The sequence below is a fragment of the Nocardioides sp. NPDC006273 genome, from assembly GCF_040613495.1.
In the GTDB taxonomy this organism is placed as follows: domain Bacteria; phylum Actinomycetota; class Actinomycetes; order Propionibacteriales; family Nocardioidaceae; genus Nocardioides.
Window position 1 is genome coordinate 1 of the sequence record NZ_JBEXSD010000041.1, and the last position, 23787, is coordinate 23787.

A 23787-nucleotide genomic window follows, 5' to 3' on the forward strand; every position below is an offset into this window, starting at 1 on the left:
TTCACCGCCGGCGACGGGATGGACATCGTCGCCATCCTCCGCGACGTCCTCGACCTCTTCGAGACCGAAGCCGCCGCCGGACGGCCCGTCATCGACGTCACCGGGACCGACCTGGCCGCCTTCTGCGACGCCCGACTGCCCGAGCAGCCTGACACCTACCGGGAGAAGCTTCGCGCCAGCCTCAACGAGGTCGCACGGAAGCTGTCATGACTCAGGAGAGGTCGATGAAGGCGTACTGGGCGACCTTGTGCGGGAGCTGGACCACCGGGCCGAGATGGAAACCGTAGTCGCCGAGCCGGACGATGGATGCTTCGTTCGAGGCGTCTGGCTCGACGACTACCCGGCGGGCACCGTGCTTGGCGACGACGGTCTCGAAGAAGAAGTCGATGATGGACTTCGTCTGGCCCTTCCGGGCCGGGGAGTCGGCCAGGAAGAGGTGCATGCCGAGGTCGCCGGGGCGGCGGTCGTAGAAGGTGCCGAGCTCGTCGACCTCGGGGTCCCAGGTCTGGAACAGGGCGACCGGATCGCCGTCGATCTCGATGATGTACGCGGCGAGGTGCGGCTGCTCCTGCAGCCAGGTGTAGATCTCCTCGATCTCCTCGCGCGGCTTCTCGGCCATGCCCCAGAACCGGGCCCGATCATCTTGCAGCCAGCCGCACAGCAGGTCGATGTCGGCCGACGGTGCCAGGTCGCGGATGGTCAGGGCTGGGGTTGTCAGAGCCATGTCTTCTCCTCGGTGAGCAGGGACCAGTCGGTGACGACGCGGACGGCGCCTCCGTGGGCCCAGGCGTCGTGCTGGTCGGTGTGGTGGGGGCTGTCGGGGGATCCGCTGGCGCCGAGGGGTACGACCCATCGGCTGTTGTCCCGGTCGGCCAGGTCCCAGGCGTAGCGCGCCACCGAGCCCCGGACGGTCACGGTGGCACCTGGGATCCAGGCGTTGCAACGGACTGTGTCGGTGTCTCCGGGAAGTGGCGTTGCGGGCGCGGTCCGGGTGTGTGGGAGCTCGAACTGCTCCAGCGCGTGCAGCGGCCAGAAGCGGTGGCCCTCCGGCCAGGACGTCGGCTCGCTGCCGGCGTCGCGTACGGCCTTCACAGCCTCCGCCACGAGCGCTCGCGGATCCAGACCGAAGGGCTTCTCCGCGGCCAGGATGATGTGCAGCGCGCCGGCCACCCGCGCGGCCAGGCTGAACCACGGCTCATAGAGCGGGCCGTGCTCCGACGGCTCCCGCAGCGGCGCGAGCACCGGTGCCGCGCAGATCCGGTCGACGACCTCGGCACGCAGCGCGGCGTACCAGGCCGCGCCCGGCGAACCGTCCATCGCGCCGTCCCACTCGGCCAGTGCCTGGGGCCGCAGATCGGCCGGGACCAGCGCGAGCAGCGGCGCGCCCGCGGTCTGGGTGGTGTCGGCGAGCACCCCGACCGCGCCCTCCGCATCGAGCGGCCCGGCGCCGTCGAGAAGGTCCCGGATCCGGCCCGCCCGGAACGGCGGGGCGAAGCTCGTGGCCAGCACGTCGAACTCCGGCATGCACCGGTCGTTGGCGGTCACCACGGCACGGTCCGGAGCAGCCGTACGCCGCGGCAGCGGGTCGACCCAGCCGGTCCACTCCCCTGCCGCGTCACGCCGCGGCACCCGGCCGCCGACCGTGTGGACGACGTTGCCGGCCACATCGGCGATCACCCAGTTGTTGACCGGCTCGACCCAGTGGGCGACCGCGGCCTCCACGTCGGCCACCGAGCGTGACCGCAGCAGCGGCAGCAGCGCCCCGAAGCCGAGGTCACCGAGCTCGTGGCCCGGCGAACGCAGCACCTGTCCCCAGCCTTCGTCTGGCCCGCCGAGGACGACCGGCCCACGGTCGGTCTCCAGCACCTCGACCTCGACCGGCTCCTGGTCGCGGACGAGCACCGTCTCGACGCTCCGACTCACCACACCGCCGCGCGAGCGCAGGTCCACACGGTAGAGATCCTGGTAGTCGGCCATCGCGTTGGTGATCCCCCACGCGACCTGACCGGCGTGCGCGAAGTGCTGGACTCCGGGCACACCGGGGAAGGTCATCCCGACCACGTCGAAGGTGTCGTCGGGGTCGGTGCACGCCAGGCGTACCTGGAGGTAGACGTTGGGCGCCTCGAAGACCCGGTGCGGATCACCGGCGATGAGCGGAAGCCCGGACCGCGTGCGGCCGCCACCCACTGCGTACGCGTTGGACCCTCCGGACAGGCCCTCGGTGCGGAACAGCTCGGCGTCGGCTGCCAGCACCCGGGCCGCCCGGGCACCGAAGAGCTTCGAGGGGAACGACCCGAACAGGATCTGCTGCACCCAGAAGACCGCCAGGGGGGTCCACGGCTGCCAGGCCCCCGGCGCCGGGCCGAGTCCATCGGGCCCGTCGAGCTCCGGGCAGGACGCGCCCTCCAGACCGGAGCGGACGCCCTCGACGTACGCGGTCAGGAACCCCTGCGTCTCCTCGTCGAGCCGCTCGAACGCGTCCTGAGCCACCGCCGCCAGCCGGGCACGGCGGGCGAAAGTGTCCCACTCGAGCCCGGCCGGGCCGAGCAGCTCGGCGGTGCGGCCCTCGCCGCGAAGCCGCTCGATCTCCAGCTGCCAGGCGCGGTCCCGTGCGGTGGCCCAGCCCTGCAGCCGGGCCACCTCGGTCAGCGAGGCACCCCGCACATGCGGGATGCCCCACTCGTCCCTCGAGAGACTCATGCGATCGGGTTGGCCAGCGTGCCGGCGAACATGAGCGACTCGGCCTGGTCGGTGATGTCGACCATCTGCAGCGTGTTGCGCAGCTGGAGCCGGTTGAGGCACGAGTGCCGGAACCGCGGGCGGAGGAAGTCGTAGCGCGCGACCGCGTCGGCCAGCTCGGGGTGGTCGGCGGCATGGTCGACGATGCAGGCCCGCGTCTCGGCCCAGAACTCGCTCTCCGGAAGCACGCCCTCATCATCGAGGATGGCGGCGACGTAGCGCAGCACTCCGTCGAAGATGTCGGTGTGGACGGCCAGCGCCTTGACGTCGTCGGGGAACTCCCCGCGGATCCGGGAGACCTCCTCGGGCAGCGGCAGGTCGCCCATCACCGCCACCTCCTCGCCGATGTCCTTCATGAACATCCGCACCGGGACGTGGTCACGCAGCACCATGACGAGGTTCTCGCCGTGCGGCATGAAGGCCAGGTCGTAGGCCAGCAGGCAGTGCACCAGCGGGCGCAGGTAGGCGTCGAGGTAGCTGCGCACCCACTCCCGCGCAGGCAGCCCGGAGGCGCGGACCAGCTCGGCCGCGTACGAAGCGCCCGCGGCGTCGCGGTGGAGCAGCGCCGCCATCGTCGCGCACCGCTCGCCCTCGGCCAGCCGCGGCACGGGCGACTCCCGCCACAGCGCGGCGACCATCTTCCGGTAGGGCGACGGGCTCGACAGGGCGTGGAAGACGTCGCCGGTCCAGCCGATCGAGGCCAGCTCGCGCAGCACCCCGAAGCCGCGCTCCTTCAGCTCCGCGTCGCCCTCGACCAGGTCGGCGACCCAGTCGTTGATGACCGGGGTCGCAGCCATGTACGCCGGCGAGAGACCCCGCATGAACCCCATGTTCTGGATCGACAGCGCGGTCTTGACGTAGTGCCGCTCCGGCCGACTGGTGTTGAAGTACGTCCGGATCGACTGCTGCGGACGGTGGACGTCCTCACCCTCGCCGACCAGCACCAACCGGCGCGCGGCGACGTCGGCCGCGAAGGTGACCGCCAGCTTGTGGCGCCACTGCCACGGGTGGACGGGCAGGTAGCGGAAACCGTCCGGGTCGAGCCCGAGCCCCCTCAGCCTCGCCGCGAACCGGGCCAGCGTCGCCTCGCCGAGCTCGGCCTCGTAGAGCCCCTGCTCGTCCTGTCCACGGCCCAGGGCCAGGTGGGACTGGTCACGCGAGACGGCCACCCACAGCAGGCTCAGGTCGTTGCTCGTCTCCGGCGCCCAGCGGGCATGGTCGTCGATGTCGAAGCCGATCCGACCGTTGTTGGCGACGAAAGCGGGGTGGCCCTCGCTCATCGCGCCCTCGACGCTCTGGTGGTCGGCGTCGACCAGGTCGGCGGCGGTCAGCGTCTGGTGCTCGAGCTTCCAGCAGGACGAGGCGATGGTGGCCGCCAGCTCCTCCAGGTAGGTCGGCAGCAGCTTCTCGGGGATGCCCAGCTCGGGCGCGAACTCGGCGACGAACGCCTGGGCGTCGACATCGGCCTCGGCATTAGCCGTCCGCCGCACGATCGAGGAGGGGTCCACCACCCAGTGGTCGAGCAGGAAGCGCCGGGCCGAGAAGGAGTACGTCGAGGACGGGCCGCTCAGCTCCCAACCCACGTCGGTGGCGACCGGGGAGATCAGCCGCTCGTGGCTGAACTCCGCGATCGCCTTCGCGACCAGATGCCGGTGGGCGACCCGCAGGTTCTCCGGGCGGAGGTGGGCGGCGGCGTACATCTCCCGGGTGCAGACCGAGAACATCGCGGTCTTCTCGCCGATCTTGATCTGGCGCAGCTCGACGAAGCCGGCCTCGGTGTTCTTGCGGCGGATCGCCTCGTTGCGTACGTCCGGCTCGACCACCACGCGACGGACCCCCGGATCGGCGAAGCAGTGCCGCATGACCGCTCGGAAGACCCGGGTCGTGAACCCTGAGACCTGCTCGCCGGCGGCCGGCGCGACGAGGACGTGCATACCCAGGTCGCCGACAGCCAGATCCGGCAGGCCGACGATGCCGCCGAGCTCGCTGCGGGCGGGGTCGTAGGTCTCGACCAGGAACGCGGGTACGCCGTCGACCCGGCCGAGCCAGGCGTCGTGGTGCGGGTGCCGGTCGATGCGTGCGTACTCGCCGGCGACATCCTCCAGGGAGGCGTCCAGCATCATCCAGTACGCCGAGCGTGGGTGGGTCACCCACGAGTGGACGGTCGCGAGGTGGGTCTCGATCTCGAGCGGCTCGATCGTGATCCTCATCGGTTCTCCTCCGTAGGCTGGCTGTGCTTGGGCAAGATCCGGAACCGGTCAGGCACGCCGAACTCCTGGAACGCGACGCGCTTCTCGACCGGGTACGGCTCCCGGCCGAGGATGGCGGCGAGGATCACCGAGCTGCGGTAGGCGCCCATGCCGAGGTCGGGCGCGACGAAGCCGTGGGTGTGCTCCTCGCCGTTCTGCACCCAGACCTCGCGGTCGGCTTGGTCGACGGAGAAGGTCGAGCTGGCGGCGTAGCGGCCCTGCTCGTCCAGGCGGAGCCGGTCGCGGACGGGCTCGAGGAAGGCCGGGATGCCGGCGCGGTAGCCGGTGGCGAGGACGAGCGCCTCGGTGTCCATCTCGTAGTCCTCCTCCTGCTCCACATGACGCAGCGCGAGGTGGTAGCCCTCGTCGGTGCGGGTCACGCCGCGCACCTCGGTGTTGGTCAGCAGTGTGGTCCCGGCGACACCGCCAGCCCCCTGGCCGACCGAGCGGGTGTAGAGCGCCTCGTGGATCGCGTCGATGGTGTCACCCGAGATGCCCTTGTAGAGGCTCTGCTGCGACTTCAGCAGCCGGTCGCGCTTGTCGGCGGGCAGCGCCTGGAAGTAGGCGGAGTACTCCGGCGAGGTCAGCTCGAGGGTGAGCTTGGTGTACTCCATCGAGAAGAACCGCGGGCTGCGGGTCAGCCAGGCCAGCTGGTAGTCGTGGTCGGGCTGGTCGGTCAGCAGGTCGAGGTAGACCTCCGCCGCCGACTGGCCGCTGCCGACCACGGTGATGCTGCGTCGGGCGACGAGCTCGTCCTTGCGGGCCAGATACTCCGCGCTGTGGAGCGCCGGCCCGTCCTCCGCCACCGCCGACGCGGCGCACTCGGGCACACGCGGGCTCGTGCCGGTCCCGAGCACCAGCCGCCTGGTCAGATGCCTCTCGCCGGTGGCGGTGGTGACGACGTACGTCTCGCCGTCGTGCTCCACGGACGTGACCTGCTGCCCGAACCTGACGGAGTCGAGACGCTCGGCGACCCACTGGCAGTACTGGTTGTACTCACGCCGGTGGGGCAGGAAGCTCTCCCGGATGTAGAACGGGTAGATCCGGCCGTTCTGCTTGAGGAAGTTGAGGAAGCTGAAGCGCGAGGTCGGGTCGGCCATCGTCACCAGGTCGGCCATGAACGGCACCTGCAAGGTGGCGTCGTCGAGCATCATGCCGGGGTGCCAGTCGAACCGGTCGCGGCCCTCGAGGAAGAGGCAGTCGAGCTCGCTGATCGGGTCGGCCAAGGCGGCCAGGCCGAGGTTGAACGGGCCGAGCCCGATGCCGATCAGGTCGTGGACGTGAGCCGAACCATCAGAGATGGTGAACACAGTTGCGGGAGTCGTGGGTGCGTTCATCGGGCGACCTCCGGAATGACGGGGCCGAGAGAGAGACCCAGCGCACGGACCTGCTCGATGAGCTCGAGGACGTCCTGCACGGAGGCCTTGGGATTGAGCAGAGTGAGCTTGAGGAACTGGCGGCCGTCGACCTTGGTCGCGGCGACGACACCGCGGCCACCGCTCCACATCTCGGCGCGGATCCGGCGGTTGAGGTCGCCGAGTGCCTCCTCGTCCAGGTGAGGATCGCGGTAGCGGAAGACGACGGTGGAGAGCTGGGAGGGCGCGACGACCTCGATGTCGGGCTGCGCATCGAGGATGTCGTAGACCTCGCGCGCCAGGTCGATCACGGACTCGAGATAGGCACCGATCTGGTCGGCGCCCATCGTACGCAGCGTCAGCCACAGCTTGAGCGCGTCGAAGCGGCGGGTGGTCTGCAGGGACTTGTCGACCTGGTTGGGGCTCGTGGACTCCCGCGGGTTGAGGTAGTCGGCATACCAGGAGGCGTGCTGCATCGTCGCCAGGTCGCGCACCAGGAGAGCGCTGGAGGAGACCGGCTGGAACCAGGTCTTGTGGTAGTCGATCGTGATCGAGTTCGACCTCTCGATGCCGTCGAGCAGGCCCCTATACCTCGGCGAGGCGAGCAGCCCACCGCCGTACGCCGCGTCGACATGGAACCAGACGTTGAAGTCCTGGCAGGCGTCGGCGATCGCGTGCAGCGGGTCGATGACCCCGAAGTCGGTGGTGCCCGCGGTGGCGACGACGGCCGCGGGGACGAGACCGTCCACGACGCAGTCGTCGAGTGCGGCCCGGAGAGCGACGACGTCCATCCGGCGATCGGCGTCGGTCGGGATCGCGATCGCGGCCGCATCGCCCATGCCGAGCAGACGCGCCGACTTCGCGATGGAGAAGTGGCTGTCCGCGGAGGTCAGAAAGCGCAGCCGGTCCAGAGGTACGCCGCGGCGCTCCGCCTCACCGCGGGCCAGGAGCAGCGCCTGCAGGTTGGACTGGCTGCCGCCGCTGGTGAAGATGCCGTCCCGGGTCGCCTCGGGGTAGCCGGCGCGGGCCGCGGTCCAGTCGATGAGACGACGTTCCATGAACGTTCCACCCACGGACTGGTCGAAGGTGTCCATAGAAGTGTTGACCGCCGCGATCAGCAGCTCACCGACGAGGGAGGGGATGACGACCGGGCAGTTGAGGTGAGCCGCGTAGGACGGGTCGTGGAACCAGACCGCGTCCTCGAGCCAGAGCCGACTGACCTCGGCCAACGCGGCGCCGCCGTCCAGAAGGGGATCGTCGAGATCGACCTCGGCGACCGGCTTGGCGGCCAGCTCGGGCGAGATTCCGGTGGTGGGGCCATCGAGCGTGGCGAGCTGGTCCACGAGCAGCCTGATCGCTTCGGTGATGCCGCTGGTGTACTCACGAGCATTGTCTGGGTGGAACAGATGCTCCAAGTGCGGTGCGCTCACTGGTCTCCTTCATCGCGGGGTGATTAGGTTAGGCAAGCCTAAGTGAGGCTACCCTAAACGCACCGCCGCCAGATGAGCGGGTCAAAGAGAGGACGATCACACCCGTGCACCACTCCCCCACGCAGGCCCGTCGAGTGCTCGCCGGCTTCGCCTTCGCCTCCCTCGGCAACGGCCTCACCCTGCCGTTCCTCTACGTCTACCTGGCTCAGGTGCAGGACCTCGGGTCATCGACCGCGGGCTGGATGTTCGCCTGGATGGGACTGGTCGGGCTGGCCGCCGCCCCCGGGGTGGGAGCGCTCCTCGACCGCTTCGGACCGCGGGCGGTGCTGCTCGGCGCGCTGGTCATCGAGGCAGCCGCCATCGGCTCGCTCGGATTCGTCGACGGCACCGTGCCGACGATGGCGGTGCTCGCCGGAGTGGTGGTGGGCGCCTCTCCCCTCTGGCCCGGGACCACGACGCTGCTGGCCGGGTTGGTCTCCGCCGAGGGCCGCGAGCGTGCGTACGGCTTCGCCTTCCTGGGGCTGAACGTGGGCATCGGCGTGGGTGGCCTGGTCAGTGCGTTCCTCGTCGACATCGACCGCCCCGAGACCTTCCAGGTGCTCTACCTGTGCGACGCGCTCGCCTACCTGGCCTACGCCGCGGTCCTGGCGCTCCTCGTCCGCTCCCCCGCCGAGGAGGGCACGGCTCGGGAAGAGACCGGTGGGACCTGGGGCGAGGTGCTGCGGGACCGTCGTGCGGTGGCGCTGGTCGGGTGCGGCGTGCTCGCGGTGACCTTCGGCTACGGACAGCTCGAGGCCGGCGCGACCGCCTACGCCGTGGAGGTGGCCGGGGTGCCGGCGACCGCCCTCGGCTGGGCCTTCGCCGCGAACGCAGCCGTGATCGTCTGCGGGCAGGTGATCCTGCTGCGGCTCACCTCCGGATGGCGGCGTACGTCCGCGCTGGCCTGCGCCGTCCTGACCTGGTCGCTGGCCTGGACCGTGCTGGCCGCCGCTGACCTGATGCCGACCGCCGGCGCGATCGCCGCGGTGGTGATCGGTCTCGCGATCTTCGGCCTCGGCGAGACGCTGTGGGCGCCGATCGTGACCGGCCTGGCGAACACCATCGCCCCCGACCACCTGCGCGGCCGCTACAACGCCTCCCTCGGCCTCACCCTCACCCTCGGCCAGATCCTCGGCCCGGCGCTGGCCGGCACCCTCATCGGCAGCGGGCTCGGCCACCTGTGGGCGTTCGTCGTGATCGGCGGCACCCTCACCGCGGGTCTGGTGCTGACCAGGCTCCGGTTCCTGCTCACCGCGGCTGAGGACGGCGCCCCGGAGGCCGAGATCCTCCGGGAGCCGGTCGAGGTGGCCGCCGACTAGCGCTGCGCGTCGTAGCCGAGCCGCCCACGCGTGGCGAGGATGATGATGGCCGCACCGATCCCCGCGGCGAGGAGCACCGCGAGCTGGAACTGGTCGGCGTCGACGCCGGGGAAGAGCTCGGCGGAGGCCACGGAGGCGTAGTTGTTGACGCTGGTGTGCAGGAGCATCGCCAGCGGCAGGCTCGCCCCGGTACGGTTGAAGACCCAGGTCATCACGATGCCGAAGGTGACGCAGAAGGCCGTGAAGACGAGCGGGGCGTACCAGCTCACCTCCGGCCAGCCGGCCCAGTCTGTCAGGAAGAGCGGCATGTGCCACAGCGCCCAGATCGGCCCGAGCACGAAGGCGGACCCGAGCGGTCCGACCTTCCGCTGCAGCCGGGGCAGGGCGAAGTCGCGCCAGCCCGGCTCCTCGGCGAGGCCGGTGGTGATCATCTGCAGGATGAGGCCGGGGACGTACGCCACCAGCACGAACAGCCACGCCTGCGACGGCGCCGCCATCTGCCCGCCGGTGACCTGGGTCGCGACGATGATCGCGGCCGGCACGCCGATCAGGATGCCGGCGTACCAGCGCCAGCTCGCCCGCCAGCGCCACATCCCGACGACCCAGGCACGCAGGCCGGCCCGGCCACCGACGAGCCAGGTGACCAGGGCGGCGCTGCCGATCGGGCCGAGGTAGGCGCCCGGGAGCATCCCCAGGAGCTGGCCGCCGATCATGCCGCCAGGGAAGGTGAGGTCCCAGACGCCGAGACCGCTGTTGGAGAGGATGTACGGAGTCCAGGCCAGCCAGCTCGCCGCGAGGGCGAGCACGAAGAACGTGGAGAGCTGATGGCGGCGTACGAATGCTCGTAGGCCCTGATCCGGTTCCGTCATCGGTTGGGTCGCTGGTTGGGTCGTGGTCATGGTCGTTCCCTTTCGGCATGGGTCGCTTTGCTGACCTGAACCTAGGAACGGGGCCGGTCCCGTCGCGCCGGGCAAAAGAGCGAACCTTCGCACTTGCATCGAAAGATGCTGGCGACCGGGACCGGTTGCGGAAAGGATGAAGGCGTGAGCGACAAGACGACCCCGACGGTGCCGCGACTGATCCCACCCATGGTGGTCTGGCTGGTCACCGTGGCGCTGCTGGTGGCCGCGCCCGGCCTCGACTCCGCCGACGCCGAGATGAGCGGCAGCCCGGCGCTCGGCAGCGTCAGCTGGTGGGTCGCGCTGGTGGTGCTCACCGCCCAGGCGGTGGTTCTCCTCGAGCGGCGCGCGCGGCCGTTGGCGGTGCTGCTGGCCGTGGCGGGCGTCTCGGTCGTGCTGGCGGTCAGCGGAGCGGGCGACGCGACCAGCCTCGCTTCGGCGGCCGTGCTGGTCGCGGTGTGGTCGGCGGTGACCTCGACGTCGCTCCACCGCCGGGCCGAGGCTCTCGCCGGGGCGCTGACCGGTGCCGGCCTGCTGGTCGCGCTCGGCACCTGCCTGAGCCAGACGAGCATCGGGCTGCCGGTCGGCACCGCGGTCCTCGCCGGTCTCGCCCAGGGGGCGGGCGTGATCGTCGCTCCCGCGCTGCTCGCCGCCACCGTGCACGCCCGCCGCGACGCGCGGGTGGCCCGGACCGACCTCGCGGACGCCGTCGACCGCGAGCAGTCGGCCCAGATCGCCGCGGCGATCGCACAGGAACGTACGGCGATGGCCCGCGAGCTCCACGACATCGCCGCCCACCATCTGACCGGTATCGCGGTGATGACCGGCGCGGTCGAGAGGCAGATCGACACCGACCCGGCGGGCGCGAAGGAGTCCGTCCGCCAGGTGCGCACCCAGAGCACCGCGATGCTGCGCGAGCTGCGTGGACTGGTCACGCTGCTGCGGAGTCCGGAGCAGACCGAGGAGGCGAGCGGGCAGGAGCGCCTGTCCCAGCTGGCCCCGCTCGTCGACGAGGCCCGTCGCGCCGGGCTCGAGGTGTCTCTCTCCACCCTGGGTGCCACCTCCGTCACCGAGAGCGTCGGACCGCTCGCACAGCTCTCCGCCTACCGCACCGTGCAGGAGTGCCTCGCCAACGCCGTGCGGCACGCGCCGGGCGCGCGGTGCGAGGTGGTCCTGGACGCCCGGGATCCGGCTGCCGTGGTGGTGACGGTGCGCAACGGGCCGCCGCCCACGATTCCGGTCGGGATGCCGCGTCGGCGCGGCCTGGGCCTGGTCGGCATGCAGGAGCGTGCCGACCTGACCGACTCGACCCTCGAGGCCGGACCGACCGCCGAGGGCGGCTGGCAGACGCGGCTGCGGATCCCCGCCACCGCGACCGCGGAGGTGGCCGGATGATCCGGGTCGTGGTCGCCGACGACCAGCCGCTGGTGCGTGCCGGCCTGCGTACGCTGCTGGAGACCGAGCCCGACATCGAGGTCGTCGCGGTGGCCGAGGACGGCGCTGCCGCGGTCGAGCAGGCACTCACGCTGCGGCCCGACATGGTCTGCATGGACATCCGCATGCCCGGCCGCGACGGCATCAGTGCCACCCGCGAGCTCTGCGGTCCAGAGGTCACCGACCCGATCCCGGTGCTCGTCCTGACCACCTTCGACATCGACGACTACGTCTTCGGCGCCCTCGAGGCCGGCGCCTCCGGTTTCCTCCTCAAGGACGCCGAACCCGACGCCATCGTCGCCGCGGTCCGCTCCGTCGCCGCCGGCCACGGCACCCTCGACACCTCCCTCACCCGACGGGTCCTTCGCGAGGTCGTCACCCGCAGGCGTACGCAGCCGGTGACCGCAGCGCGCGCCAGCGAGGTCCTCACCACCCGCGAGCTCGACATCCTGCTCCACCTCGCCGAGGGCATGTCCAACGAGGAGATCGCCCAGGCGCTCGTGCTCGAGGTCTCCACGGTCAAGTCCCACCTGGCCCGGATGATGCCCAAGCTCGGCGTCAAGTCCCGCCTCCAGGCCGCAGTGTGGGCCTACCAGTCGGGACTCGTCGAGCACTGAGACGCTGGACCTGTGACCGGGCCGATCAGATCAGGCCGGTCTCCTGCGCGACGTGGATGGCCCGGGAGCGGCTGTCGACGTCGAGCTTGGTGAAGATGTGCGCGAGGTGGCTCTTCACGGTGGCCTCGGTGACGAAGAGCGTGCGCGCGATCTCCTTGTTGGTCGCACCCCTGGCGAGGTGCCGAAGCACCTCGATCTCGCGATCGGTGAGCTTCGGCAACGGGCTGCGCATGCCCTTGAGCACCCGGGTGGCCAGGTCCGGAGCCAGCACCATGTCGCCGGTGGCGGCACGGCGGATGCCCTGGACGATGACCTCGGGGTCGACGTCCTTGAGCAGATAGCCGGCGGCTCCCGCCTCGATCGCACCGAGCACCTCGGCGTCGCGGTCGAAGGTGGTCAGGATCAGCACGGCCGGCGCCGGATCGAGGGCGCGCAGCGCGACCGTGGTCCGGATGCCGTCGATCCCGCTTCCCAGACGCAGGTCGCACAGCACGACGTCGGGACGAAGATGACCGGCGAGGGTGATTGCCTCTTCGCCGGTGGCGGCCTCCCCGACGACCTGGAGAGCGTCGCCTGCCTCGATCACGGCGCGCAGGCCGCTGCGTACGACCGGGTGGTCGTCGACGAGGAGCACGGTGGTCGTCATGACTTCTCCCCATGGATCGGCAGGTGGGCCGAGACCGCGGTGCCTTCCCCGAGCGTGCTCTCCACGTCGAGGCCACCACCGAGCTCCCGGAGACGCGCCCGCATGAAGCGTAGGCCGTAGCTGGACGATCCGGCGCCGGCGTCCCGCTCCCAGGCGGCGACGTCGAAGCCGGCACCGTCGTCGCTGATGTCCAGGCGCACCGAGTCGTGGTCGTCGGTCAGCGTGACGACGGCCCGGGTCGCGCCGGCGTGGAGACGTACGTTGGCGAGCGCTGACTGCGCGGTGCGGAGCAGCGCGACCTCGACCTCGGTCCGCAGCAGCGGGAGCGTGTCGTCGACATGGAGCTCGACGTGCAGCCCGGCCTCCTCGTGCGTGCGGTCGAGCATGCGCCGAAGTGCCGAGGCGAGGGCGGCGTCCTCGAGCTCGGCCGGCGCCAGGGCCTCGACGATCCGGCGTACGTCCGCGAGACTGTCGCCCGCCAGCGCCTCGACCTGCGCGAACGTGCGGGACGACTCCGGGTCCGTGGTGCGGCTGCCTCCGGCATGGGTGAGCAGCCGGATCGAGGAGAGCGCCTGCGCGATGGTGTCGTGGATGTCTCGCGAGATCCGGGTGCGTTCGGCGATCGCTCCGGAGTGCCGCTGGGCGAGCAGGAGCTCGTCCTGCAGCTCGGCCATCTCCTGCTGGGCCTTCCGCAGCGAGGCGACCAGCCGTTCGCGCTCGGCGGCGTCACTGAGGAGCTGCAGGTATCCGCGCGAGATGCCGAACGCGAAGACGCCGCCGATGAGCGGTCCGAAGACATCCGCGTAGCTGGTCGTGCCCCGGTGCAGGATCGGAGCGAGGACCACCACCATGAGGATCGCCGCCGAGAAGACCAGGCCCCAGCGCAGCGGCAGCAGGTGGCCGGCGAGCAGCCACAGCAGGAACGCGAGCCAGACGAACTCGTCCGAGACCGCGACCGCGGCGACCCAGATCAGCGCGAAGCCGAGCAGCCACCACACCGGGAGACGCCGCGAGTCTGTCTTGGCCGCCAGGACCGTGCCGGCGGTGTGCCAGCCGAGGATCGCCAGCCCCGAGACGATCGCGACCGGGAACGCCACCCCGTCGCCGATCGCTCTGCTGACCCCGATCGCCGTCAGCACGACCGCGATGACGTGCTGCCCGACCTCCATCGCCCACACCGTCGAGGCGGCGGGGGCCGGCTGCGAGGCGCCGGGACGCCTCAGCGGCACGTGTACGACATTCATGTGCTCGATTCTCCCCCGGTCCGCAGTCGTCCCGGCCACCAGATGCAGTCGCCCACCAGCGCGAAGATCGCCGGCACGATCACCGTACGCACCACCAGGGTGTCCACGAGCACACCCACGCCCACGATCAGACCGAGCTGTCCGAGAGTGACCAGCGGCAGCACACCGAGTGCGGCGAAGACCCCGGCGAGGACGATGCCGGCACTGGTGATCACGCCGCCGGTGTGGGCGACCGCCTCGACCACGCCCTTTCGGGTGCCGAGTTGGGCCGCCTCGGCGCGCGCCCGGTGGACGAGGAAGATCGTGTAGTCGATCCCCAGCGCGACCAGGAACAGGAACGCCAGGATCGGCACCTGCAGGTCGAGCGCCTGCTGATCGAAGAGGACGCGGCTCAGCCAGGCCCCGGCACCGATCGCGGCGACCGCGCTGGCGAGATTCACCAGGAGCAGCAGACCGGGTGCGATCAGCGAACGCAACAGGACCAGGAGCACGAGGAAGCTCACCGCGAGCACCAGCGGCGCGATCAGCAGCAGGTCGTGCTCACTCCCCGCGGCGGCGTCCCGCTCGGTCGCGACCGCACCACCGACCAGAGCGTCCGCGCCCTCGATCGGGTGGACCGCCTCCCGCAGGGCGGTGATCTGGTCAAGACTCCGCTCGGTGCCGGGCGAGTAGTCGCTGGTCACCATGATCTTCGTCAAGGACCCGTCGTCGGTGACCCCGGCCGGCTGAGCGCGCACCACGCCTTCCACGTCACCGGCGACCGTGGCCACCTCGGTGGCGGCCCCGCTGTCGGCGACGATGTAGACCGGCTGGGCCTCACCGGGCGGGAAGTGCGCCGAGAGCGTCTCGAGACCCGCAGCCGACTCTGACTGCACCCGGAACTTCTCGAGCTGATCGAGCCCGACCGACGTACCGGAGAGGCCGGAGGCCATCACCGCGAGCAACGCGAGCCCACCCGCCAGGCTGGCCATCGGACGCTTCACCACCCGCGACGCGATCCCGCGCCAGACCCGGCCCTGCTCACCTGACTCACCCGGGCGAGGGACGAACGGCCAGAACAGTCGCCGCCCGCACACCGCCAAGGCCGGAGGCAGCACGAACAGCACCGCGACGAGGGCGATGATCAGACCGATCGCCGCCGGGACACCCAACCCGCGGGTCATCGGGATCGTGGCCAGGACCAGCGTCAGCAGCGCGAGCACCACCGTCAGGTTGGAAGCGAGGATCGCGAGCGCCGTCCTCCGCCAAGCGGTGCTCAGCGCCAGCCGGTCATCCTCGGTCCGCTGCAGCTCCTCCCGGTATCGCGAGATCAACAGAAGCGCGTAGTTTGTCCCTGCGCCGAAGACGAGGACGCTGACGACCCCGGCGTCGAACCCGAAGTCCCACAGCGCTCCCGCCGCCGCGGTGACCCGCCCAGCGAGAGCGTCGGCAAGAGCGACCACGATCAGCGGGACCAGCCACAGCACCGGTGAGCGGTAGGTGATGATCAGCAGCACCGCCACGATCAGCACCGTCACCAGCAGCAGGGTGACGTCAGCGCCCTCGAACGCGGCGGCCACGTCGGCTCCGAACGCCGGCCCGCCCGTCACCTGCAGGGTGAGCCCGTCCGGAGCCGACGCCGCGATGTCGGTACGCAGCGCCTTGATCACCCCTGCCGTCTCGGCGTCGTCGGCGCCGACCGTGATCGGAGCAGCCAGGACCGCAGCTCTCCCGTCCTCGCTGACCATCGGCGCGGTGGCACCGTCCCCGCCGATCACCGGACCGAGCCGCGCGAGGCCTTCGATGTCAGCCGTGGCCAGCAGGCCACCGTCCTGCCGAGAGGCCACCACCAGCGCGGTCTGCCGATCCGCGTCCGGGAAGTCCTCGAGCAGGTTGCTCACCTGCGTCGCCTCCGAGCCCGCCGGCGCCTGCCCGGCTCGGTCCGGCGCCTCGATGCCACCGAGAAGACCGAACAGCGAACCCATGATGATCACCGCGAGCCCGAGCGCAAGCCACGCTCCACGCCGCGAGGTCAACCTGTCTGCGAGATGCGGGCGAGCAGTCGAGTGCGCCCGGACCAGAGAATCTGCCATGCCTGAAACTCCACCAGTCGCGGCGTCTCAGATCATCGCGAGCAAGAATGAATCAGATATCAGCCAAATGGCTGATACCGCTGGGTCACCCCTTCGGCCCGATCACGACGCGGCTGACGACCGGCAGGTGGTCGGAAGCGACGGGATCGGTCAGGACGACCTCGGCGGTGACCGGACGCACGCGGTCGGTGACGTAGAGGTTGTCGATGCGGCCACGCGGGGCCTCGGCGGGGTAGGTGAAACCGTCCCCGCGGCCGGCGACCTCCCACGCGTCGTCGAAAGCCGCGGTCAGCGTAGCGATCTCAGGAGCGTCCGGGTAGGCGTTGAAGTCACCGACCACGACCGCCGGGTCCTTGTCGACGAGGTCGACGATCTCGGCGGCCTGACGGCTCCGGATGGCCTGTGAGCTGTGCTCGAGGTGGGTCGAGTAGAAGTCGAGCCGCTGGCCGCGTACGTCGATGGTCGCGTGGAGCAGCCCGCGCTGCTCCTTGCCGTCTGCGTTGTGGAGATGGGTGTTCTCGCTCGCCACGATCGGGTAGCGGGAGAGCACGGCGGTGCCGTACTGGCTGCGTTCGGTCTGCCCGGCAGGCGGCGGGGAGTCGATGTTCGCGCCGTACGCCGAGTGCCAGCCCAGCAGCTGCGCCAGCGCCGCCGGCTGGTCGACCCAGCCGCTGCGTGCGGAGTAGTGCCGGTCGACCTCCTGCAGCCCGACCACGTCGGCGCCGCTGGCCTCGATGACGTCCGCGATCCGCTGGAGGTCGAGCACGCCGTCGGTGCCCTGGGCGTGATGGATGTTGAACGTCATCACGTCGACGACCCGAGCCCCCTTCGCGTCATCGGCGGCGGCCGGTGTCGGCGCCGCCAACAACACGGATCCCAGGAGTAGAAAGGCTGACAGCAGACGGTGTGACATGGGGGTTACTCACTTCCGATAGAGGCCGAAACCCGCACGCTACGGCCGCGACCGGTCACCTCGACGGCACCGAGACGAACGCCTCGAGAACATCAGTTCACCCGGCGCAGCTCATGTCGTCAGGATGGCAATGCGGCCTCAGCCTGCGTACGCCGCTCGACCCTGCATGGCGGAGGTGCCGAGGTCGCTCTTGGGCAGTGCCGTCCCGGCCGCGACCGCCTCTGCCCAGGTCTCGGTGCTGGCGACGGCTGCGAAGTTGGAGTGCAGGAGCACGAGCAGGGTCTGGTGCAGCTGGTCGGCGGAGACCTTGCCCGCCTCGTTGGCCAGGTGGACGGCACCGGTCGCATCCGAGAGGATCTCGGCGGCCAGGCCGAGCTCCTCGGCCCCGACCGCGGTGGCGATGTCGCAGTTGTTGGTCATGAAGCCGACGATCGTGACGGTGTCGACGCCCTGCTCACCCAGCCAGGCGGCGACGTCGGTGCCCGCGAAGACGCTGCTCTTGTCCTTGGTCACACGCTTCCAGGACGGCTTCAGGCGTCCCTCGATCTCCGGGTGGACGGTCCAGCTGTGGCTTCCACTGGCGAAGACCGGAGCACCCTCGGGCAGCTCGTGCTGGACGACGACCACAGGCAGGTCCTCGCGCTCGGCGACATCCATCGCGGTCAGGACGTTGGCGAGCGACTGCTCACGGGACGGCGACTGGATCTGCAGGATCCCGTCGAAGTACTCCTGCTGGACATCGACGACGATCAGGGCGCGGCGGGGCGTGTTCACAGAGGGTCTCCTCGGTTCGATGGTGTGGTCGTTCCCCTCCACTCTGGCTCGCCGCGAGGGGGTATCGTGAGTGGCACGAATGACATCTTTCGATGAGATTGGGCCAGAATGCGGATCGTCGTACACGCCTTCGACGGCGTCACCATGTTCCATCTCGCCACACCGTTGATGGTCTTCGGCGAGGTCGGCCGCCTGGGCCTGGCCGACGGCTGGGACCCGGTCGTGTGGACCGAGGACGGACGCGGCGTACGAACTGCCGAAGGGCTCTGGGTCGATGACGTCGCAGGACCCGAGATCGTCGAGGAAGCTGATCTCGTGGTCCTGCCGTCATGGCCGAGCGACCTCCCGCCGACCGACGCGGCTCTCACCGACAGGATCCGCGCCGCACGGGCACGAGGCAGTCGCGTCGCGGGCCTGTGCCTCGGCGCGTTCCCGGTCGTGGACAGCGGGATCCTCGACGGCAGAGACGTCGTCACCCACTGGGGCGCGGTCGAGCAGCTCGCCCACCGACGCCCGGACGTGACCGTCACCCCGGCAGCGCTCTACCGCGACCACGGCGACGTCCTCACCTCAGCGGGCACGGCGTCCGCGATCGACGCCTGCCTGTCGATCGTGCGCTCCCAACTCGGCTCGGCCGCGGCTGCCACCGTCGCACGCCACCTCGTCGTCGCGCCCCACCGCGACGGCGACCAGGCCCAGTACGTCGACCGTCCCGTCCCCGAAGCCGGCGGCGTCGGAGACCTCGGACCGACCATCGACTGGGCCCAGGCACACCTCGACGCGCGACTCTCCGTCGACGACCTGGCGAATCACGCCGGGATGAGCCGACGCAACTTCACCCGACAATTCGCCGAGGTCACCGGCAGCACTCCCGCGCGGTGGATCCTCACCCGCCGCCTCGACGAAGCCCGCCGCCTGCTCGAGACGACGACCTGGTCGATCAGCCACATCGCCGGCGCGTGCGGCTTCAGCAGCGTTGTGACCTTCCGGCAGAACTTCGCCGCCGCCTTCTCGACGACCCCCACCTCGTACCGGCGCAGGTTCGCTCCCGGGGACCTAAACCGATCTGCTCAGCGTGAAAGAAAGTTTTCTTTCACGCCCGAAGGGGTTCCTCAAAGCCGGACCATGCGGCGCGGGCCTGAGTTCTGACTGAATGCCGACGCCGACCCCAGGAAGGCGATGACAAAATAAGTTCCTGACCTGGCAGAACAAGGTGGTGGACGCAAAGGGACTCGAACCCCTGACATCCTCCTTGTAAGGGAGGCGCTCTACCAACTGAGCTATGCGTCCGAAGCGCCCCAAGAGTACGCGATCAGGGGCGAGCCCGACGAACCGGGCCGACGCACCTACCCTCAAATGGAAGTTGAGCCGCTGACGTCTCGGGTCATCAGCGGCTCAACAGTTAATAGACTAGATCCCGCCCAGGGCATATGAAAAGCGATGTAACCACCCTGTTAACACAACTTGGATGCTTGGTAAACCATTCACTCAAACCACAGCGTGGAGCTCCCGCAGGTGCTCGTCGAGGTCGCGGCCGTCGGCGTTGGCGTTGTGCACGGCCCACCGCAGCACGCCCGACTTGTCGATGATGTAGGAGGAGCGCAGCGGGGCGCCGGTGCGGTCGTTGAAGACGTCGTAGGCCTTGGTCACCTCACCGTGCGGCCAAAAGTCGGAGAGCACTGGGAAGTTGAGTCGGTCGGTGTCGGCGAACTGCCGCATGGCGTACATCGGGTCGCACGAGATCGCCAGGACCTCGGTGTCGAAGGTGACGAACTCGTCGAGCCGGTCGCGCAGCCCGCTCATCTCGCCGGTGCACACACCGGAGAAGGCGAACGGGAAGAAGAAGATCGCCACCGCCTTCTTGCCGTGGAAGTCCGACAGCGTGATGTCGGCACCGAACTGGTCACGAAGGGTGAAGTCCGGGGCCGGCCCACCGGTCTGAAGTCCACTCACTGCCCTGCCACCCTCTCGCCGTTCGGTCCTGCCGCCTCGTCGTCCCAGGTCGCGAGCTCACGCCGGAGCACCTTGCCGGTCGCGTTGCGCGGAAGCGCGTCGATCACGAGGATCTCGCGCGGAACCTTGAAGCGAGCCAGATTCTCCTTGACCCAGTCCTTCAGAGTCACATCGACGTCGCCCCCCTCGGCCTCGCCGCCAGGAACCAGCACCACGAACCCGCGCAACCGCTTGCCGAAGTCGGCGTCGTCGACGCCGACACAGGCTGCGTCGGCGACGAGTGGATGCCGCATCAGGCAGTCCTCGACCTCCTGCGGGAAGACGTTCTCGCCACCGGAGACGATCATGTCGTCGTCGCGGCCCTCGACGTAGAGCCGACCGTCGGGCCCGAACCGGCCGACGTCGCCGGTGGCCATCAGTCCGTCGACGACCTCCTTGCCGCCACCGCTGGTGTAGCCCTCGAAGAGAAGACCGTTGCCGACGAAGATCCGGCCGGCCTCCCCATCGGGGACAGGCGCACCGTCACCGTCGAGGATCCGCATCTGGGTGCCCCACGGCACCTTGCCGGCCGAGGTCGGCGCCTCCCGCAGGTCGACGGGGTCGGCGATCGAGGCGTAGGAGACCTCGGTCGAGCCGTAGACGTTGTAGAGGCTGTCACCGAAGCGGTCCATCCACTCCAGCGCCAGGTCGCCGGGCAGCGCCGAGCCGGAGGACGCGACGGCCTTGAGCCTGGAGGCGATCGCCTCCAGGTCGTGCGCAGCCAGCTTCTCCTCCGGCAGCGACAGGATCCGCTGCATCATGACCGGGATGACCACGAACGAGTCGGCTTCGCTCGCCGCGAGGGTCGCCAACGCGTCCTCCGGGTCGAACCGGCGGCGCAGGATCATGGTGGTGCCGAGCAGCTCGGCGAAGAGCAGGTGGGCGATCCCCCAGGTGTGGAAGAGCGGGGCGGCGATGAAGCAGCGCCACCCGTCCTTCATCGGCATCCGCGACATCAGCGCGACGGCCGCGTCGATCCCCGCCTCCTGACGCGGCGCCGACTTGGGCGCCCCGGTCGTGCCGGAGGTCAGGATCACGATCCGTCCGTGCCGCTTCGGCGGCGGCACCGGCCGCGCGTCACCGGAGACCAGCGACTCGAGCGTCTCCGCGCTTCGCGCGGTTACTCCCTCGCTCGGCGCGAGCGGACGAGCAAGCTCGCCGCTCGACCTCGCTCCGGTCGTCTCCTCGGGGTCCTCGGAGTCCACCCACGCAACCAGCCGCTGAGCCGAGCTCGCCGCGGACAGCAGCCCGGTGAACTCCTCGTCGTGGATGATCAGGGCGGGCTTGTCCCGCTCCAGCACCCCGACGAGCTGCGGGCCCGCGAAGGCGGTGTTGAGGTAGAGCGCGTCGGCGCCCAGCTTCGCGACCGCCAAGGTGGCGTCGACGAACCCACGGTGGTTGCGACACATGATCGCGACCCCGTCACCCTCCCCGACCCCCCGGGCAGCCAGGGCCCGGGCGATGGCGTTGGAGCGACGGTCGAGGTCGGCGTAGGTCAGCGACCCGAGCTCGTCGATGAGAGCGGTGCGGCGTGGATAACGACGAGCGAGACCGATGAACCCACCGGCCGGGCCGGTGCCCCAGCGCGCCAGCGCCAGACCGGTCTGGGCGAGCCCGATCGGGTTGACCGGCCGGACGATGCCGGAGCCGGCCAGGATCTTCGCCGCGGATCCGGCGGTGCGTGCCTTGGCAGCCGTAGTCGAGAACACCGTCGGGAGTCTAGCCACCTCGTGGCGTCGCCTCCGTGGAAATCGAACCACAATACGGACACGGCGTCGCAGTAACCCAGCGGATCGCCCGTCCGCGCTCACTCACGCGAGGCCTCTGGCGGGTGTCCGGCGATCCCGAGAATCGCGGACATCACGCAGGGGTCTTCGGCGCCAGCAGACGCGTCGCGGCCCAGTCCTTGCTCACAGATGCGGTGGTGGTCTGGGACAGTCCGGCGATGGGTGCCGCCTCGGCGATGTCGGCCGCGTCGACCGCACCAGGGCGGCCAACCTTCGGCGTCAGCAGCCAGATGACACCGCCGCCGACGAGGTCGGTCAGCGCGTCGACGAGTCCGTCGACGAGGTCGCCGTCATCGACGCGCCACCACAGCAGCACGGCGTCGACCACGTTCCCGTAGTCGCCGTCGACCAGATCTGCGTCGACGGAGTCTTCGATGGCGACCCGAAGCTCGTCATCAGTGTCGTTGTCCCAGCCCAGTTCCTGGATGACCATGCCGGACTTGAGGCCCAGCCGGTCCGCAGGCCCTGTGGCTGCGGTCGAGCTCACGTGTCGTTTCCTCCAAAGCTTGTTGTCCACGCCGCTTGCATGGACTTGGTTGGTGGTAGTCCAGCGGAGAACGCGAGTCCATGCAACCCCAACCGCCTGTCAGGCGCTAGTTAACGGCGTGTCGCAAGCCTTTCATGCCCTCGGATCGAGCAGGTGCAGCAGTACGTTGCGGTCCTGCGCCGTCCCGGCCGAAGGGTGCTCGGCGAGGCGCACCCGCGGCCCCTGCCAGTCGTTCGCGGACAGCTCGCGGGAGAGCGAGGCGAGGTGGCCGACCTCCTCGATCGAACCGCTCCACCGGGCGGGGCCGGCGTGGTCGAGCATCGTGGTGGCGATGGTGAGCACGTCTCCGTCGGAGATGAGCTCGACGACCCGGCCCTGCTGCGGCCAGTCGATCAGCGACGGCGCGGTGACCTCCCACCAGGACCCGTGAGGCTTCACCGACGCACGGTGGGTGTGCCCGTTGAGCCAGAGGACCGCGCTCTCATGCTTCGAGACGGTCTGCACGATCTCGTCGCCGAGCACCCGCCGCTTGCCGTCGGGAGCACTCATGTCGTTGTGCAGCGAGGCCACGTCGTGGTGGCTGGCGATCACCGTGAGCCGCTCGTCGTAGTCGGTGGACGCGAGCACGGCATCGAGCCAGTCCAGCTGCTCGGCGTCGATCGACCCCTGGAAGCCGCCGGCCGGGTTGACCGTGTCGAGGACGACGAAGGTGACCTGGTCGTTGACGTCGTAGCGGTAGTAGGGCTCGCCTCCGGCCTTGAACCCGTGTCCGGGCGGCTGCGCCTCGTCGTGCACGTGGGAGTCGACGAACTCCTGCAGCGTGGTCTGCCGGCGGCGCCGGTCGGCGGTCACCTCGTAGGGCTCCAGCTCGGCCAGCATGCCGAATGCCACCGGGTCACCGGAGACCAGGCCGGAGATGAGTTTCGCCTTGGCCTCGTCGGTCCAGTGCTCGGGCATCGCGATCGCCTTCAGATCGCCGACCGCGACCTCGCCGATGGCGGCGGTGCCCGGCACGGTCCCCTGGAGGAGCCCGTCATGGTTGCCGTTGACGGCCAGCCACGGCACCTCCAGCCCGGGCGAGTCGATCGCCTTGCGCACGGCCTTGAGCAGCCCGGGGACGAGCGGGAAGCCATGGTCACCACGGCGCATGTCGTACGTCTCGCCCTGCGGATGCCAGAAGCGCTTGTCGGGCAGGTTGGCGACGCCCTCGTAGTGCAACATGTCGCCGGAGTCGGGCGTCAGCCGGCCTCCGTCGAGCAGCGTCAGATACCAGTCGAGCTCGTTGAACTGCCCGTTGTCGGTGTTGTCGCCGGTCGCGATCGCGAGGTCGAGCGGGCCGCCGCCGACGGGGCCTTCGGTGATCTCGTTGACCGCCTCGACCATCGCGGCGCCGACGTGGGCGGTCAGCAGCTCCTGCGCCCGGTAGGTCCCGACCTGGTCGATCAGGTCGCAGGTCGTGCTGTCGGGATCCATGAGCCGGTCCAGGACCTCGACCCGGGCCGGCGACTGGTGGTCGCAGATGTGCATGTCGGACAGGTGCGCGACAGTGAGCACGGGATCACCGAGGTTCTCGGGGCGCCGGGTGAGGTCGGTGCGCGAGACGTGGCGCTCCTGCGGGCCTTCGGCCAGACGTACGTAGGGGCCCTTCCGGCCACCCGCGACGATCCGACCGCTCTCGCTCGTGACACCCATCTACGCCGCCCTCTCCTGATGCCCGGCCAACACCGTCCGGTGCGCGAACCCTACTCCCCTCGCCCACACCTCTTGGGCGGAACCTCGGCGCACGGATCA

20 protein-coding genes and 1 tRNA gene are annotated in these 23787 nt (G+C 70.1%); 5 read left to right on the forward strand and 16 right to left on the reverse strand.

Annotation, left to right across the window (positions count from 1 at the left end; translation table 11 throughout):
* The coding region (locus ABZZ22_RS17680) for a DUF1048 domain-containing protein (protein WP_354933656.1) at positions 1 to 210 on the forward strand (210 nt) is incomplete at its 5' end.
* 1 nt (position 211) lies between these two features.
* On the opposite strand, the gene ABZZ22_RS17685 is transcribed toward ABZZ22_RS17680, so the two are convergent.
* The 5 genes from ABZZ22_RS17685 to ABZZ22_RS17705 are packed head-to-tail and all read right to left on the reverse strand — an operon-like array spanning position 212 to position 7773.
* Positions 212 to 724, reverse strand: a complete 513-nt coding sequence (locus ABZZ22_RS17685) for a GNAT family N-acetyltransferase (RefSeq protein WP_354933658.1) — start codon at positions 722 to 724, stop codon at positions 212 to 214.
* A complete protein-coding gene (locus ABZZ22_RS17690) occupies positions 715 to 2700 on the reverse strand; it encodes a penicillin acylase family protein (protein ID WP_354933660.1) in 1986 nt (661 codons plus the stop codon). Before ABZZ22_RS17690 ends, ABZZ22_RS17685 begins: the two co-directional genes overlap by 10 nt.
* Positions 2697 to 4949 (reverse strand): GNAT family N-acetyltransferase, encoded by a 2253-nt coding sequence (locus ABZZ22_RS17695; RefSeq protein WP_354933662.1) that lies wholly within the window; start codon positions 4947 to 4949, stop codon positions 2697 to 2699. The genes ABZZ22_RS17690 and ABZZ22_RS17695 overlap by 4 nt, the downstream gene beginning before the upstream one ends.
* Positions 4946 to 6325 carry a SidA/IucD/PvdA family monooxygenase gene (locus ABZZ22_RS17700; protein WP_354933664.1) on the reverse strand — a complete coding sequence of 460 codons (1380 nt, stop codon included), beginning with the start codon at positions 6323 to 6325 and terminating at the stop codon, positions 4946 to 4948. The genes ABZZ22_RS17695 and ABZZ22_RS17700 overlap by 4 nt, the downstream gene beginning before the upstream one ends.
* Positions 6322 to 7773: an aspartate aminotransferase family protein gene (locus ABZZ22_RS17705; RefSeq protein ID WP_354933666.1), complete on the reverse strand. Its 1452-nt coding sequence runs from the start codon at positions 7771 to 7773 to the stop codon at positions 6322 to 6324. Before ABZZ22_RS17705 ends, ABZZ22_RS17700 begins: the two co-directional genes overlap by 4 nt.
* Positions 7774 to 7877: 104 nt before the next feature.
* Here ABZZ22_RS17705 and ABZZ22_RS17710 point away from each other — a divergent pair, with 104 nt between their 5' ends.
* The gene (locus ABZZ22_RS17710; RefSeq protein WP_354933668.1) at positions 7878 to 9131 is read left to right on the forward strand and encodes an MFS transporter; all 1254 of its coding nucleotides are present in this window, start codon (positions 7878 to 7880) and stop codon (positions 9129 to 9131) included.
* Here ABZZ22_RS17710 and ABZZ22_RS17715 read toward each other — a convergent pair.
* The gene (locus ABZZ22_RS17715; protein WP_354933670.1) at positions 9128 to 10000 is read right to left on the reverse strand and encodes a CPBP family intramembrane glutamic endopeptidase; all 873 of its coding nucleotides are present in this window, start codon (positions 9998 to 10000) and stop codon (positions 9128 to 9130) included. The two genes, ABZZ22_RS17710 and ABZZ22_RS17715, sit on opposite strands and share 4 nt — an antisense overlap.
* 174 nt (positions 10001 to 10174) lie before the next feature.
* Between ABZZ22_RS17715 and ABZZ22_RS17720 the strand changes: the two genes are divergently transcribed.
* Both ABZZ22_RS17720 and ABZZ22_RS17725 read left to right on the forward strand, forming a co-directional pair.
* Entirely contained in the window at positions 10175 to 11425 is a 1251-nt protein-coding gene (locus ABZZ22_RS17720) for a histidine kinase (protein WP_354933672.1), read from the forward strand.
* Complete coding sequence (locus tag ABZZ22_RS17725; RefSeq protein WP_354933674.1) at positions 11422 to 12081, forward strand: response regulator transcription factor; 660 nt, start codon at positions 11422 to 11424, stop codon at positions 12079 to 12081. Before ABZZ22_RS17720 ends, ABZZ22_RS17725 begins: the two co-directional genes overlap by 4 nt.
* 25 nt (positions 12082 to 12106) lie before the next feature.
* On the opposite strand, the gene ABZZ22_RS17730 is transcribed toward ABZZ22_RS17725, so the two are convergent.
* The 5 genes from ABZZ22_RS17730 to ABZZ22_RS17750 form a co-directional block, all read right to left on the reverse strand.
* Positions 12107 to 12727 (reverse strand): response regulator transcription factor, encoded by a 621-nt coding sequence (locus ABZZ22_RS17730; protein WP_354933676.1) that lies wholly within the window; start codon positions 12725 to 12727, stop codon positions 12107 to 12109.
* Positions 12724 to 13971: a sensor histidine kinase gene (locus ABZZ22_RS17735; protein ID WP_354933679.1), complete on the reverse strand. Its 1248-nt coding sequence runs from the start codon at positions 13969 to 13971 to the stop codon at positions 12724 to 12726. Before ABZZ22_RS17735 ends, ABZZ22_RS17730 begins: the two co-directional genes overlap by 4 nt.
* Positions 13968 to 16043, reverse strand: a complete 2076-nt coding sequence (locus ABZZ22_RS17740) for an MMPL family transporter (protein ID WP_354933681.1) — start codon at positions 16041 to 16043, stop codon at positions 13968 to 13970. The genes ABZZ22_RS17735 and ABZZ22_RS17740 overlap by 4 nt, the downstream gene beginning before the upstream one ends.
* A gap of 85 nt (positions 16044 to 16128) precedes the next feature.
* Positions 16129 to 16914, reverse strand: coding sequence for an endonuclease/exonuclease/phosphatase family protein (locus ABZZ22_RS17745; RefSeq protein WP_354933683.1), 786 nt, complete (start codon positions 16912 to 16914; stop codon positions 16129 to 16131).
* Positions 16915 to 17094: 180 nt separating this feature from the next.
* A complete protein-coding gene (locus tag ABZZ22_RS17750) occupies positions 17095 to 17730 on the reverse strand; it encodes an isochorismatase family protein (protein WP_354933685.1) in 636 nt (211 codons plus the stop codon).
* A gap of 108 nt (positions 17731 to 17838) precedes the next feature.
* On the opposite strand from ABZZ22_RS17750, the gene ABZZ22_RS17755 reads away from it, so the two are divergent.
* Entirely contained in the window at positions 17839 to 18879 is a 1041-nt protein-coding gene (locus ABZZ22_RS17755; protein ID WP_354933687.1) for a helix-turn-helix domain-containing protein, read from the forward strand.
* 65 nt (positions 18880 to 18944) lie between these two features.
* On the opposite strand, the gene ABZZ22_RS17760 is transcribed toward ABZZ22_RS17755, so the two are convergent.
* From ABZZ22_RS17760 to ABZZ22_RS17780, 5 genes are all read right to left on the reverse strand, one after another.
* Positions 18945 to 19020, reverse strand: a tRNA-Val gene (locus ABZZ22_RS17760).
* Between the two features lie 198 nt (positions 19021 to 19218).
* Positions 19219 to 19683 carry a peroxiredoxin gene (locus tag ABZZ22_RS17765; RefSeq protein WP_292648159.1) on the reverse strand — a complete coding sequence of 155 codons (465 nt, stop codon included), beginning with the start codon at positions 19681 to 19683 and terminating at the stop codon, positions 19219 to 19221.
* Positions 19680 to 21431 (reverse strand): AMP-binding protein, encoded by a 1752-nt coding sequence (locus tag ABZZ22_RS17770; RefSeq protein ID WP_354933690.1) that lies wholly within the window; start codon positions 21429 to 21431, stop codon positions 19680 to 19682. The genes ABZZ22_RS17765 and ABZZ22_RS17770 overlap by 4 nt, the downstream gene beginning before the upstream one ends.
* 151 nt (positions 21432 to 21582) lie before the next feature.
* Positions 21583 to 21996 carry a DUF3052 domain-containing protein gene (locus ABZZ22_RS17775; protein WP_179658858.1) on the reverse strand — a complete coding sequence of 138 codons (414 nt, stop codon included), beginning with the start codon at positions 21994 to 21996 and terminating at the stop codon, positions 21583 to 21585.
* A 132-nt stretch (positions 21997 to 22128) separates the two neighbouring features.
* A complete protein-coding gene (locus ABZZ22_RS17780; RefSeq protein ID WP_354933692.1) occupies positions 22129 to 23688 on the reverse strand; it encodes a TIGR03767 family metallophosphoesterase in 1560 nt (519 codons plus the stop codon).
* Positions 23689 to 23787: the final 99 nt, after the last annotated feature.

Coding starts and splice junctions, on each gene's coding strand:
- ABZZ22_RS17685 (WP_354933658.1), bottom strand. CDS start 724: ATGGCTCTGACAACCCCAGCCCTGACCATCCGCGACCTGGCACCGTCG.
- ABZZ22_RS17690 (WP_354933660.1), bottom strand. CDS start 2,700: ATGAGTCTCTCGAGGGACGAGTGGGGCATCCCGCATGTGCGGGGTGCC.
- ABZZ22_RS17695 (WP_354933662.1), bottom strand. CDS start 4,949: ATGAGGATCACGATCGAGCCGCTCGAGATCGAGACCCACCTCGCGACC.
- ABZZ22_RS17700 (WP_354933664.1), bottom strand. CDS start 6,325: ATGAACGCACCCACGACTCCCGCAACTGTGTTCACCATCTCTGATGGT.
- ABZZ22_RS17715 (WP_354933670.1), bottom strand. CDS start 10,000: ATGACGGAACCGGATCAGGGCCTACGAGCATTCGTACGCCGCCATCAG.
- ABZZ22_RS17725 (WP_354933674.1), top strand. CDS start 11,422: ATGATCCGGGTCGTGGTCGCCGACGACCAGCCGCTGGTGCGTGCCGGC.
- ABZZ22_RS17730 (WP_354933676.1), bottom strand. CDS start 12,727: ATGACGACCACCGTGCTCCTCGTCGACGACCACCCGGTCGTACGCAGC.
- ABZZ22_RS17735 (WP_354933679.1), bottom strand. CDS start 13,971: ATGAATGTCGTACACGTGCCGCTGAGGCGTCCCGGCGCCTCGCAGCCG.
- ABZZ22_RS17740 (WP_354933681.1), bottom strand. CDS start 16,043: ATGGCAGATTCTCTGGTCCGGGCGCACTCGACTGCTCGCCCGCATCTC.
- ABZZ22_RS17755 (WP_354933687.1), top strand. CDS start 17,839: ATGCGGATCGTCGTACACGCCTTCGACGGCGTCACCATGTTCCATCTC.
- ABZZ22_RS17780 (WP_354933692.1), bottom strand. CDS start 23,688: ATGGGTGTCACGAGCGAGAGCGGTCGGATCGTCGCGGGTGGCCGGAAG.